This is a genomic window from Sutcliffiella cohnii, from assembly GCF_002250055.1.
GTDB classification, from domain to species: Bacteria; Bacillota; Bacilli; order Bacillales; family Bacillaceae_I; genus Sutcliffiella; species Sutcliffiella cohnii.
In genome coordinates this window covers 1685916-1698191 of record NZ_CP018866.1, presented here as the reverse complement: position 1 = coordinate 1698191, position 12276 = coordinate 1685916, and the positions used below count along the sequence as shown (strand labels likewise).

The window sequence follows — 12276 nt, the reverse complement described above, 5'->3', positions numbered from 1 at the left end:
TAAAGGAAAACTAACTTTGTCGCGAGCTCGATGACAAACGTAACGTTTCTCATTAATAATTGTTATACTTTACTAAAATGTAAATTATATGCTGAGATATAGCCCTATCAAAGATAAAAAGCCGTTGAATTATCAACAGCTTTTTATCACTACCTTATTTTAATGTTTGTAAAAACTTCCTTGTTTCCCTCGGTGTCTTTAAAACGATGACATTTTTCTCTTTTGATAATTGCTTAAGCTTATTTATCACTTCGGGTCTTTTCGTTTTTGGATAGTTCCAAATCCATTTTATAAATGAAAAATCTATCCTTTCTTCGCAGCCTTCTCCCATATCTGGTCTTGTTTTTTTACGGTATTTTACCATTCTTTTAAAAGCACGGTAAACACAAATCGTTCGATGATAATCGAGCAGAATTATTGTATCGGCCGCTTGAAGTCTTATATCCATCGTCGCACCGTAGTTGCCGTCAATAATCCATTGTTCATTTTTTACTAATTCATTTTGAACCTGGATTTGTTCCTCTCTCGGAACACCAACCCAATTCGGTTTCCACAACAATGCATCTAGATGAAAAACCTTTATTCCTAATTTTTCACCTAGATGTTTTGCCAATGTAGATTTTCCCGCTCCTCCAGAGCCAATGATAATAATCTTTTTCATTGTACCTCCCCTGAACCTATTTAAAGGTTAAGATAATTATTGCTAAAGCAAAGTTTATTATAGCCCACCTCTTAGTTTGCTTAATAACTCGTTCATCTTCTTTACGTAAATCTTCAAAAAATGTAAGAGTATAGTAAAAACTTATAACAGCAAATACGACAATGAACATATTAGCCAAGTCTGTATTATCAATAAAACCAATAGTAAACAATTGACACCATCTCCTCTAACATTCTTTCGTTACACAAAGGTTTCAAGAAACAAAAAAACTTTTAAGCTTTTTCAGTCGAGGATTATCTAATTTTTTTACACACATAAATCATTTCATGACTATCTTTCGTTAAGGGAGTTTCTTTCCAATCACCATATACGTTTATTATTTCAAAACCATGCAAACGTAATGTTCTTTCCATTTCTTTCGGGTATACGTATCTTAAACTAATGTTTGTTCTCTTTTCGTCAATAATCTGTCCTTCTTTGTTTTTGTACTTTCGAATCGTCGTATAGTGTTGAATTTGCTGAAGCGAATCATAGTGGCTGATCGTATACACATCGACTAACGCTTCATTGTCCGTGTAGGAACGCCAATATTCTTCTGAGGTTGGTTGTAGCAACTCTTCCGCACTTGGGAAACGAGTACCAAAAATGAAAATGCCGTTCATTTCTAAATGGTTATTTACGGAAGACAATAACCCATCCTGATCCTCATTGGTAAGGAAATGTTGAAATGAATTCCCAACTGTATATAGGAGATTACTCTTCAAACCTAAGTTTAGATTAGAACAGTCCTGTTCCATCCAATTTATATCAACATTAAGATTGGTAGTTTTGTTGCGAGCTTCTGCTAACATTCCACTATGTATGTCTACTCCTATCACTTTGTGGCCCGCTTTTGCGATAGGAATAGTGACTCTTCCTGTTCCACAAGCGATATCAATGATTGTCCCTTTCTGCTTTTCTGCCCATTTTAATAGTAAGAGTAACTCCGGCAAATATGCTTCATTTTCCTTATCGTACAAAATTGGGTCGTTATATTCTTCAGAGTTGTTTAACGTCATCTTTTTTCTCCTTTAAAAATCATTCAATACTATCCTCCTATAATTCTACAAAAAATGCGTTTTTCCTTTTATAGGAGAAACGCATTTTCATTCTCTTTCTAAAGCTATGGATTAAACACATCTCTAACAATAGCTATTAAATACCATTCACCTTCTACTTCTTCATACACGAAACGTAATGCTTGCCAATGGTGAAACTTATCATCATCCCCCTCTGGAGCAGGAGCAAAATAATCTACATATATTGCCTCAGGATAATGTTCATGAATTGTATTTATAATTCCACCACTTACATATGCTGCTTCATTGTAAGTAATGACAGAATAATCCAATACCTCTTTTGAATAATATCCTTTTAGCAGATATGAGTTCACATAATCATTTGGTGTATATTCAAAGGATTTTTCATCGAAACCATCGCCCCAAATATAAGATCTAGTATCCTCTCCTAAATTAGCAACCTCTAATTTCGTAAACTTTACTTCATAACTATCGTAGCTTCCTAAGTTCGCATAGAACGAAAAGATTAATCCTTTCTCTTCGTGAACATGAGCCGCTATCCCTTCCCAGTTAAGATTTTCAATATCCTTAAATACATCAGCAGTCTTTTGCATTAACTGATTTTGTAAAGAATCTCGTAACGCATCTGTTCTTTTCCAAGGCTCTTCTGTACTTTCTAACCAATAACACCAAGCACTAAAGCTACCATCAAACTGAAAGTATATTTGTTTTATGTTTGAAATTTCTCGAATGTTACAGACTTCAACACTTCGTATAAATGTTGAGCTTGCGCACTTGCCGGACTCGGTGCTAGAAAATCTTTAAAGTCTATCACGACCGTGCCATTTTCATCGATAGCTACCCCATTTAGTGATTGCTCATTACCATACTCTATTAATCCATTTTGAAATAGAATATTCAATTCCTCTTCTAATTCAGGAAAAGGTTCGCCGAACGTTTCTATTTCAAAACCTATATTTACTTGTTCTAACTGCTCCTCAACAAAGCTTTCATAATTCTTCCCTAACGTTACTTCGTAAAGAGCAACATGTTCTTTTTCAGGAATAAGGAGAAAGATGCTACTGCCATCTGTTTTAATATACTTTTGGACTAATTCTGGTTTTTCCATAAAACTTTCTTCAGGTATGCGGATACCTCCAACAATTTCTCCCTCTCTATTAAGGGCATACAAATGGGTTTCTGAAATAGATTCCATTATTGGTGGATTCACAGTTTGAGAATATAAAACATGTTTATCTGTTAAATCGATAACTGCCCGATTTCCGATTCCAAAGCTTGAGAATAAGCTTATCCCCTTTTCATCATCTCTTAATTGTAAAGTTTGTTCCTTACGATTTACTTGTTCAAAATGAAATGGGACCTCTTCACTAGCTATTAAATCCAACGTTGTTAGACTAACAAACTGTTCCTGCCTTTGACTTACAGCAATTTCATTGTTTTCTAATTCAATGATGGAATCTGGAAAAAACATATCGATATTGGATAAATCAAATATCTCTTTCAATTCGCCTTCGGAATTGTATTGATAAACGAGCGTTTCAATTGAATCGAGAATATATATGTCTCCGTTATCATTTACTAAAATATCTTCTAGATTACCTGTAATCGATTCATTTTGTTGAATTGGAAATGAAGTCATTTCCCCATCACTACCTTTTATCACGACTTGTGATCTCGCTTCATCTAAAATATAAACGGTACCACCGCTTACGTCGAAACTACTAACCGTAACTGGTAATGTTTCATTCATTCCTTCATAATACAAACCAATTTGATTGTCCTCGCTTCCATAATCAAATGTATCTACTAGTGTAAGCTTCGAATTTTCCGAGATTGCATAAACCTTCTCCACCTGGTCGGCACTTTCTCCCCATAAATTAGAAGATAAAATAAATATCGTGAAAATGAGAAGAACAGATGCAGTTGCAAATACGGGAATAAGTTGTAATCTATATTTTTTCTTTGATTTCTCTCGTTTTAAGCTGTTTTGTAATTCATGGACGAAGTCACGATTCGGTTCATTATCTGGTCTATTTTTTATTGGATGAAGTAATTGTTTAGCTTCTTGAAATGGATTTTCGTTCTTGTTCATTTGGACTCCCTCCTTCCAATATGTGTAATTCCTTTTTTAACACTTTCACAGCACGGTGAAAATCGACTCGCACTTTTAATTCTGTGCAACCTAACACGTCCGCAGTCTCTTTTATCGTTAATTCTTGTATTCCACGTAGTATTAATAAACTACGATAATGAGGCTTTATTTTCAAAAGCACCATTTGAATCTCTTCCCATTTCTCCTTTAAAAGTAATCCATCATCCAATGAATCATTATTTTCTTGTCTAGAAATCTTCTCTATTACGTTAGGTAATAACGACCTTAATTTCTTTTTACGCAAATGGTCAATTGCGGTATACTTCGTAATGGAAAGTAGCCAATATTTCGCCCGGCTAGCATCATTTAATGAATGTATATTTTTCATCGCTTTTATAAACGTTTCTTGCGTAATATCCTCCGCATCCTGCTTGTTGCTGGAGAAATAAAGTGCAAACTGATAAATATCTCTATGATATTGCACATACAACTTTTCAATGTCCAACTCACTACTCACTTCCATCCCCCCCTTTACTAATAAGTCGAGTGACCTTTTCATTTGTTTCAATTGTTTGTTGAAATTATTTTTAAACCGTGAAAAAAGCGTTAATCGTAGGAACTGATTAACGCTTAAATTACCTATAACTTTTTTGTAAAAGATAAAACATGCTCTTTCACTTGTTCTTTTTCTTCATCGGTCAAATTATTAAATAGAAAATCTGTTGAACTATCTTCCGGTATTAAAATAGTAGAAGGAGTTTTAAGTTCTTCTTTTTTATTCATTTCACTATCTATATCAATGACAGTGGAGCTTTTAAAATTTGAGTGAAACACTTCAGTTTTTATGTAGTTTCCTTCTGTATCGTAATAATCTTCGATTGCTTTAATATCGGTTTTAATATGGTTTTTTCTTTCTTCGGTAGTAGTGATAGCGTTCACCTTTTTATAGCCTGTAGTTTCGTAAATGCCTTCCTCGTTTTCTTCGGAAGTTTCTACAACAAAAACTTCAATCGTTTCTACTATTTCCCCTTTACCACATGCGGCCATTATCAAAAGAAGTAAGATTAGTAGGCAAACTTTATACATTTTACTGTTCAATTTTATTCCTCCTTGCTTGAACACTATTAGTTAATATCCCCTAAATAAATTGGTGATTTTTCATTAATTAAAAGATTCAACATGTATCGTGTTAATTCCTTTGGGTAAATTCTATAATTTTGTAAATCGTTAACAGCAACCCATTCTATCCCCACTTGATGACTATCGGGATTACTTGGCAATGTACAACCTTCCTGTTTAATAGTACAAACGAAGTAAAATTCTACTTGGTGGAAATCTGAATCAACTGAAGAATACTCATGATTTTTACCAATATATTCACGAATATGTACTAGATTCCCTACATCCACTTGTTCCCCTATTTCTTCCATGCACTCTCTCGTTACTGTTTCATGAAGTGTTTCACCATGCTCCTGACCCCCACCAGGAAACAGATAAAAATAGCCATCATCATCTACGTTTTTCGTTAATAAAACTTTGTTATCTGACATAATTATCGCTTTAGCTGAATTTCTAATGTGCATAAAAAGAACTCCCCTCGTAAATTTCATATATTTGAACATAAATATTGATTTTGCTCTCATGTTTGCAAGCACTACCCATTCCAACTTATCCAATTAATGGTATCATAGTGTAATAGATTCGTCTTTAAAAAGGAGGAAAAGATTTTGTTTAATTCGAAGAGAGTTAGTTTAAGAAAAATGAGTATAGATGATATTGAGTTATACCACTCTTGGCGAAATAACATGGAAGTCATGATTTCTACAAACCCATCGTTAGATGTGTACTCATTAGAGGAAACGAAGAGTTTTGTAGAAAATGTAATTTTAGGATCTTCTTCATCGAAAAGCTATATTATTCACCATAAAAGAAGCGAAAAAGCGATTGGTATCACCTCTCTCATCAACATCGACCTAAAGAACAGAAATGCGGAATGTATTATTGATATTGGGGATAAAGAGTATTGGGGGCATGGATATGGAAAGGAAGCGTTAAAGCTATTACTGGACTATGCCTTCCTTGAACTGAATTTACACCGTGTTTCGTTACGCGTGTTTTCCTTTAACGAAAAAGCAATTAGCTTATACCAAAAAATTGGCTTCCAACAAGAAGGTGTTAGCCGACAAGCTCTATTTAGAAATGGACAATGGCATGACATAGTTCATATGGGGTTGTTGCAAAGTGAATATAATTAAATAATTAAATAGATAATGCCCTTTGAAAAGTATCGTTCCCCTTCCATATGGCAAAAATGGGTTATTAATGAACTCAAGCTACATATCTATCGTGGAAGGGAGCACTTTATTTTGGAATTTTTACAGGAGCAACTATTAATTTTCGGACGTATTATTACCATTCTACCTCTTCTATTACTCATGACGTTGTTTATGGGAAAGCGAGCGATTGGAGAGCTTCCGATATTTGACTTCCTAATTATTGTTATATTAGGTGCTATCGTTGGTGCAGATATTGCCGATCCTAGCATTCACCATCTCCCGACTGCGATCGCTATTGTTACGGTTGCAATTTTCCAGCGTCTCATCGCACGGTGGAAAATTGCAAATCGAAAAGTAGGGAGATTGCTAACCTTTGAGCCAACTATCGTCATTCAAGATGGGAAGTTTATCGACAAACATATGAAAAAAGAGCGCTATTCAATGGATAACATATTGCAAATGCTTCGAGAAAAAGATGTTTTTGACATTAACGAAGTGGAAACGGCGATTATTGAGCCAAACGGGGCATTAAGCGTTCTTAAAAAGCCTGAAAAAAACACAGTTACTCGTGAAGATATGAACATCCAAAAGCCTACTTCTACGCTAGCACTTCCTGTTATTATGGAAGGAACTGTATATAGAGACGTTTTAGCTGAATTCCAATTAGACGAAGCTTGGTTAAGACAGCAGTTGGCCAATCATGGAGTACACGAGCTTCATAAAGTCTTTTTTGCTTCCATTAATAAGCAGAAAGAAGTACATTTTTCATTAAAAGATGAAAACAGCGTAGCCATTCCGATGTTACGACATTAGAAAGATGAATATCCGGTAATCATTAAGCGTTAGATAAAGGAAGGTTTTTATTCTTTTATATATCGCTTTTTTACCGTTCACGAACTGAAAATATAAGTATATTTTAGAACATTTCAACCTTTCTACAAAAATAGTTGTTTTTTATAACAGCATATGACATTATTTTCTCCGTGATTTTTATATAATGGAAAAAAATCGATATAGGAGAAGGTATTATGCAAACTATTGAAAGAATTTGTCAGCGTGACTCTTTTTCATTGGACAAGCCTGTTGAAACGATCCTCGAATCCGATCATTTATCCTTTGTACGATTTATTGGCGGTAACGCGAGTGAGACAGAAGAATTAGTGAACCATCTACATTCTTTAAAAGAGAAAGACAAATTACTCATTGGTGTATTCCGCTTTCCGTTTGCGTTTGAAGGAAAAAAACGAACTCATACAGCTGCGTGCCAATATTTTAGAATGAAAGAACTTTGTGATGCAGTTATGTATTTTCATAGTGATTCTTTAATGAACATGATCGACAGTAGTACACCTATTCGTGATGCATTAATGATTTTTAATTCTATCGAAGACTACACAATCGACTCTCTTTTGCAACTGATTGACAAAACAGGTGATATGAATATTGACTTACACGATATTAAATCATTTGTTAACCAATACGAAGGACCATTATTTATACATACGGTTGAAGGTGATTCGTTAGATCAACCATTGAAATATTTAATCACGACACCATATTTACCAGAAGATTTTTTCGATGGAAAACAACTCATTATAAATATTGGCTATACAAGAGATGTGGATATGGAGACGTTTCGCCAACTCAACCTACGCCTGCATGACCTTTTTTCCAAAGCTGACATCTTTAAAATTGGCTCCTACTATATCGATGAACCTGACCGACGATTCAAATTAACGTTAATAGTGAATGGCATGAATGATCCTATTGAAGCTCCTGATAATTATAAAAAAATCCCCAAGTACAACAACCTCCTTAGAAAGTGGCACCGTATGACGGAATTGGGAAGAAAAAAGTTTAATCTATTAAAATCATAAACAAAACAAGGGCTAACTAAATATAGTTGGCCCTGTTTTTATGTTTCTGTCTTTTCTGTTCCTCTTATATTTAATTTATCCACTTCGTCACGTCTTCAAATGACTTTCTCTTTCCATCAGGCATGTAACGTTTTGGATAACCAATATAAAGAAAGCCTAGGACTTCTCCATCTTCCGACAAACCGAAAAATTGTTTCATTAAAGGATCATAAGTCGGTTTCCCTGTTCTCCAAATACTTGCTAATCCTAAGCTATGCGCCGCTAACAACATATTTTGGATTGCTGCATATACAGCACCGATTTCTTCTAAATGGAGAGCTTCCGGGTGATCACTTGGTTCTACAGCTACTGTAATAATTAGTGGTGCTCGTAATGGTTTTGCTCTTGTTTTCTCTAGCTTTATTTCATCCTCTTCACCATTATTTTTTGCTATTTGCTCTAATACCTCACCAAGTTTCTTTCTTCCTTCTCCTTCTAGAACAAAAAAACGCCACGGTTCTGTTCGATAATGACATGGAGCCCAAGTTCCAGCTTCTAATATTTGTTCTATTATCTCTCTATCTATTTTTTCATCCTTTACAAGACCAAAGCTTCTTCGTGTTCTAATTGCCTTCAATACGTCCACTCTATCTCCTCCTTTTTTCTTCAGCACACTTCATGTAGTTTATAGTATGTATATACCGCAATAATCGTTAAATAAACGGTTCTCTTCCATGGTTTTTACAACTTATCCAATTCATTTTTCTTGAAAAAACCTTTGCCACTTGATACTATAATTATACAATTAAACACTCCAAAGGGGAGTAGCTTTTACAAATGAAGTCGTCATTACAGGAGTTGTGCTCCTCGGCTTATTTGGCAACCAATGTTGTTAGCAAGACCTTTGCCTCCATGGTAAAGGTCTTATTCTATGCACTTTACCATCTGGTAGAGTGTTTTTTTTATTCTATTAGAAAAGAGGAACAAACATGTTAAAAAAAATATTAAAAAAAGTACTTAAAAGTAAATCAGGCTACAAGCGTTATTCAAGTAGTGGCTACCATAAGAAAGGCTATCATTACGGACATAAATACTATAAAAAGAAGCGCAAATCTTTCTTCAAATCATACAGTAGTAGTTGAGTGTAATGCTAAATAGAACATTTAAAAACGGTACACTACTACATGAACGTTACATTTTAAAAGAATTCATCGGTCAAGGTAGTTACGGCTTAACTTATTTAGCTCTCGATCAAACAAGTAGAAATATAGTCGTAGTAAAACAGAATAGAGTTAGATGGAAAAAGAATAGTAGGAATATGCTTGTTAAAGAAGCAGAATTTCTGGCATCTCTTCAACACCCTTCCATTCCTAAATTTATCGATATTTTTACTGAGAAGAAAAGATCCTATCTTGTGATGGAATATATAGAAGGAAAAAACTTCGAAGACCTAGTGCTAAGCGATGGCCAAAAGTATAATGAACACGAAAGCTTAACCATATTTTCACAAGTGTTAAACATCGTAAAATACATTCATTCCAAGCAAATCAACCATCAAGATTTGCGGCTTCCGAATATTATTAAGAACCTCAATCGTTTATATATCATTGATTTTGGACTTGCAGTTCATAACAAGGAAAGTGCTCTCACAAAAGATTTCGAATCGCTAGGTCACTTTCTCTTATTTTTACTATACTCTACGTTTGAGCCTACTTCTAAAATGGAGCGGTGTTGGGAGCAAGAATTAGAAATACAGGAGGATACAAAACGACTAATTCGAAAGCTATTCAGATCCGATGCTGCCTATAAAAATGTAGATGAAATTATGTTGGAAGTAAAAAAAATATTACTTACATTTAATGATACAGATAAATAAAAAGAGGCTACCAGATGTTCTCACCCAATCTGGATAGCCTTTTTATGAATTTATTAATATGGATCTGCTTCGTGACTTTTCTTTACAGCATCCTTAGTAGCTTCGTTTGCATCTAATGTGCCTTGACCAAATTTCGTATGCCCTGCTTCACGACCAGGAACAAGGTCTTCTTGATGCATCGCTTCTAATTCTTTCATTTTCTTTGCAATACCTTCTTGAACGCGACGCCCATACTCCTCATCAGCTTTTGTGAAATGCTCAATCATCGCCTCTTGAATTTTTTTGTCACAAACCGCTAATGCATCTGATAAGTTTTTAATAAGCTCGTCTCGTTCCCAATCCTCTAAACTACGGTACGTATGACCTGCTTGCCCATAGTTATTAGGACGATCAATTGGTGCCGTCATCGCCGCAGCATTATACGTTGGTCGGTGTGGAGCACGACCCGTTGTATCTGCTTCCTTAAGGCCACCAAGCATCGACGGTTCATAGTTAATATGTGGATTATCCCCAAATTCTTCTGGACTACGTTGATCCATTTGCCCACGTTGTTGATTCGTATGTACCTCTGTTTTAGGCGCGTTCACAGGTAATTGTAAGTAGTTCGCACCAACGCGATATCGCTGCGTATCGGAATAGGAAAAAGTACGACCTTGCAGCATTTTATCATCCGAAAAATCCATTCCATCTACAAGAACACCTGTACCAAAGGCTGCTTGTTCGATTTCTGCATGAAAATCTTTCGGATTACGATCTAATACCATCCGTCCTACTGGTAACCACGGAAACTTATCCTCTGGCCAAAGTTTCGTATCATCAAGTGGGTCAAAATCGAGCTCTGGGTGGTAATCATCCTCCATGATCTGTACAAACAATTCCCATTCCGGATACTCACCGCGCTCAATTGCTTCAAACAAATCTTGAGTTGCATGACCAACATTTTTTGCTTGAATCGCCTCTGCCTCTTCTTGCGTTAAATTGCGAATACCTTGCTTCGGCTCCCAATGATATTTTACAAGAACAGCCTCGCCCTCCGCATTCACCCATTTATAAGTATTAACTCCAGACCCTTGCATGTGACGGTATGTAGCAGGAATTCCCCACGGTGAGAAAAGGAACGTAATCATATGTGTAGCTTCAGGTGTCTTGGAAACGAAATCAAACATCCGTTGCGGATTTGGCACGTTCGAAACTGGGTCAGCTTTAAACGCGTGAATCATATCAGGGAACTTCATCGCATCGCGGATAAAGAAGATTTTAAGATTGTTCCCGACTAAATCCCAGTTGCCATCCTCCGTGTACATTTTCACAGCAAAACCACGTGGATCTCTTGCCGTTTCAGGTGAATCTTTCGCACCAGCTACTGTTGAAAAGCGAACCATTAATGGCGTTTTCTTTCCCGCTCCTGAAAATACTTTAGCACGAGTATACTTTTCAACTGGTTCATCGCCAACTTTTCCGTACGTTTCAAAATAGCCAAACGCTCCAGTTCCCCGCGCGTGCACCACTCGCTCTGGCACTTCTTCACGATCGAAATGGGATATTTTTTCAATAAAATGATAATTCTCGAGTGTTGCTGGACCACGGTCTCCAATAGTTCGTATGTTCTGATTATCAAACACTGGGTGCCCTTGGCGTGTTGTTAACGTTTCACGATTTTGATCATCGTTTGAGACATTGTTCTCTTTATTCTCAGCCAAAATAATAACCTCCTTAAAAATATCCTTGTTATCTTACCCAATTTTTACACTACTATCCAAAATAAGGATATTCTTTAAGTTAGGGCATTGAATGATTAAGAAGAACGCGTCTCTGACACTAGTGAAATATTACTTTATGTTTATTTTGGAACTTTAACGAGCACATATTTTCCAGTCCACATTTCAGTAGTTACGATTTTTCTTTCACCATCTTGTTCAAAAAACAAACCACTACCTTCTTTTTCTTTAAAAATCCAGCCGCTAGACTCCAGAAACTTTATGATTCGTTCATCTGCAACTAAAATGCCCTGGTTCTCAGTAGGTGTTATATACCATACTAGATTATCCTTTTCTGCAATTTGTACAAATTTACTGTCCGATTTTTGTAGTTTATTAATAACTTCTTTAGCCGATACACCATCTATCGGAAGAGATGGATAATATAGTTTATTTATATAAACAATTACGATTAGAACAACTAATACTATTCCCGTCAATGCTACAACCTTTTTCATTTTTCTTCTTCCTTTCATATAGAAACTTGCAAGGTACTATCTTTCATTTTTCTCTTTTAACAACTCCATTATTTCTGCGTTTTGTTGGTTTGCTTTTCTTAACTGCAATTCTATTGAAATGAGCGTAACTGTTATAATGGTAAAAAAGAGATAAATCATCTCTTGCCACTCCTTCCTCTTTATATTCCCAAATATTAACTTCCACAAAAAAAGCGTTAATC

At 35.5% G+C, this 12276-nt stretch carries 16 protein-coding genes; 4 read left to right on the top strand and 12 right to left on the bottom strand.

Annotated features, from left to right (window positions below):
* Positions 1 to 154: 154 nt before the first annotated feature.
* From BC6307_RS08280 to BC6307_RS08245, 8 genes are all read right to left on the bottom strand, one after another.
* Positions 155 to 661 (bottom strand): DNA topology modulation protein, encoded by a 507-nt coding sequence (locus BC6307_RS08280; protein WP_066411348.1) that lies wholly within the window; start codon positions 659 to 661, stop codon positions 155 to 157.
* A gap of 16 nt (positions 662 to 677) precedes the next feature.
* Positions 678 to 872 carry a hypothetical protein gene (locus BC6307_RS08275; protein WP_066411357.1) on the bottom strand — a complete coding sequence of 65 codons (195 nt, stop codon included), beginning with the start codon at positions 870 to 872 and terminating at the stop codon, positions 678 to 680.
* A gap of 82 nt (positions 873 to 954) precedes the next feature.
* Positions 955 to 1719 (bottom strand): class I SAM-dependent methyltransferase, encoded by a 765-nt coding sequence (locus BC6307_RS08270; RefSeq protein WP_066411359.1) that lies wholly within the window; start codon positions 1717 to 1719, stop codon positions 955 to 957.
* 104 nt (positions 1720 to 1823) lie between these two features.
* A complete protein-coding gene (locus tag BC6307_RS08265) occupies positions 1824 to 2333 on the bottom strand; it encodes a hypothetical protein (protein ID WP_066411361.1) in 510 nt (169 codons plus the stop codon).
* Positions 2334 to 2449: 116 nt separating this feature from the next.
* Positions 2450 to 3832: a hypothetical protein gene (locus BC6307_RS08260; RefSeq protein WP_066411363.1), complete on the bottom strand. Its 1383-nt coding sequence runs from the start codon at positions 3830 to 3832 to the stop codon at positions 2450 to 2452.
* On the bottom strand, positions 3798 to 4349 hold the full coding sequence (locus BC6307_RS08255; RefSeq protein ID WP_066411365.1) for an RNA polymerase sigma factor: 552 nt from the start codon (positions 4347 to 4349) through the stop codon (positions 3798 to 3800). The genes BC6307_RS08260 and BC6307_RS08255 overlap by 35 nt, the downstream gene beginning before the upstream one ends.
* A gap of 122 nt (positions 4350 to 4471) precedes the next feature.
* On the bottom strand, positions 4472 to 4930 hold the full coding sequence (locus tag BC6307_RS08250) for a hypothetical protein (RefSeq protein ID WP_235858040.1): 459 nt from the start codon (positions 4928 to 4930) through the stop codon (positions 4472 to 4474).
* A 26-nt stretch (positions 4931 to 4956) separates the two neighbouring features.
* Positions 4957 to 5415: an NUDIX domain-containing protein gene (locus BC6307_RS08245; RefSeq protein ID WP_066411369.1), complete on the bottom strand. Its 459-nt coding sequence runs from the start codon at positions 5413 to 5415 to the stop codon at positions 4957 to 4959.
* Between the two features lie 141 nt (positions 5416 to 5556).
* Here BC6307_RS08245 and BC6307_RS08240 point away from each other — a divergent pair, with 141 nt between their 5' ends.
* The 3 genes from BC6307_RS08240 (at position 5557) to BC6307_RS08230 (ending at position 7985) form a co-directional block, all read left to right on the top strand.
* Entirely contained in the window at positions 5557 to 6087 is a 531-nt protein-coding gene (locus BC6307_RS08240; RefSeq protein ID WP_066411372.1) for a GNAT family N-acetyltransferase, read from the top strand.
* A gap of 108 nt (positions 6088 to 6195) precedes the next feature.
* The gene (locus tag BC6307_RS08235) at positions 6196 to 6921 is read left to right on the top strand and encodes a DUF421 domain-containing protein (protein ID WP_066411669.1); all 726 of its coding nucleotides are present in this window, start codon (positions 6196 to 6198) and stop codon (positions 6919 to 6921) included.
* 215 nt (positions 6922 to 7136) lie between these two features.
* Complete coding sequence (locus BC6307_RS08230; RefSeq protein WP_066411375.1) at positions 7137 to 7985, top strand: FtsZ/tubulin family protein; 849 nt, start codon at positions 7137 to 7139, stop codon at positions 7983 to 7985.
* Positions 7986 to 8055: 70 nt separating this feature from the next.
* Here BC6307_RS08230 and BC6307_RS08225 read toward each other — a convergent pair whose 3' ends face one another.
* On the bottom strand, positions 8056 to 8610 hold the full coding sequence (locus BC6307_RS08225) for a nitroreductase family protein (protein WP_066411384.1): 555 nt from the start codon (positions 8608 to 8610) through the stop codon (positions 8056 to 8058).
* A gap of 501 nt (positions 8611 to 9111) precedes the next feature.
* On the opposite strand from BC6307_RS08225, the gene BC6307_RS08220 reads away from it, so the two are divergent.
* Positions 9112 to 9840 carry a serine/threonine protein kinase gene (locus tag BC6307_RS08220; protein WP_066411387.1) on the top strand — a complete coding sequence of 243 codons (729 nt, stop codon included), beginning with the start codon at positions 9112 to 9114 and terminating at the stop codon, positions 9838 to 9840.
* Positions 9841 to 9893: 53 nt separating this feature from the next.
* On the opposite strand, the gene BC6307_RS08215 is transcribed toward BC6307_RS08220, so the two are convergent.
* The 3 genes from BC6307_RS08215 to BC6307_RS25535 form a co-directional block, all read right to left on the bottom strand.
* Positions 9894 to 11540, bottom strand: a complete 1647-nt coding sequence (locus BC6307_RS08215; RefSeq protein WP_066411390.1) for a catalase — start codon at positions 11538 to 11540, stop codon at positions 9894 to 9896.
* A 140-nt stretch (positions 11541 to 11680) separates the two neighbouring features.
* On the bottom strand, positions 11681 to 12055 hold the full coding sequence (locus BC6307_RS08210; RefSeq protein WP_066411391.1) for a hypothetical protein: 375 nt from the start codon (positions 12053 to 12055) through the stop codon (positions 11681 to 11683).
* A 36-nt stretch (positions 12056 to 12091) separates the two neighbouring features.
* Positions 12092 to 12214 carry a hypothetical protein gene (locus tag BC6307_RS25535; RefSeq protein ID WP_268874249.1) on the bottom strand — a complete coding sequence of 41 codons (123 nt, stop codon included), beginning with the start codon at positions 12212 to 12214 and terminating at the stop codon, positions 12092 to 12094.
* Positions 12215 to 12276 lie beyond the last annotated feature (62 nt).

Coding starts and splice junctions, on each gene's coding strand:
- BC6307_RS08230 (WP_066411375.1), top strand. CDS start 7,137: ATGCAAACTATTGAAAGAATTTGTCAGCGTGACTCTTTTTCATTGGAC.
- BC6307_RS08245 (WP_066411369.1), bottom strand. CDS start 5,415: ATGCACATTAGAAATTCAGCTAAAGCGATAATTATGTCAGATAACAAA.
- BC6307_RS08280 (WP_066411348.1), bottom strand. CDS start 661: ATGAAAAAGATTATTATCATTGGCTCTGGAGGAGCGGGAAAATCTACA.
- BC6307_RS25535 (WP_268874249.1), bottom strand. CDS start 12,214: ATGATTTATCTCTTTTTTACCATTATAACAGTTACGCTCATTTCAATA.
- BC6307_RS08260 (WP_066411363.1), bottom strand. CDS start 3,832: ATGAACAAGAACGAAAATCCATTTCAAGAAGCTAAACAATTACTTCAT.
- BC6307_RS08270 (WP_066411359.1), bottom strand. CDS start 1,719: ATGACGTTAAACAACTCTGAAGAATATAACGACCCAATTTTGTACGAT.
- BC6307_RS08265 (WP_066411361.1), bottom strand. CDS start 2,333: ATGCAAAAGACTGCTGATGTATTTAAGGATATTGAAAATCTTAACTGG.
- BC6307_RS08220 (WP_066411387.1), top strand. CDS start 9,112: ATGCTAAATAGAACATTTAAAAACGGTACACTACTACATGAACGTTAC.
- BC6307_RS08210 (WP_066411391.1), bottom strand. CDS start 12,055: ATGAAAAAGGTTGTAGCATTGACGGGAATAGTATTAGTTGTTCTAATC.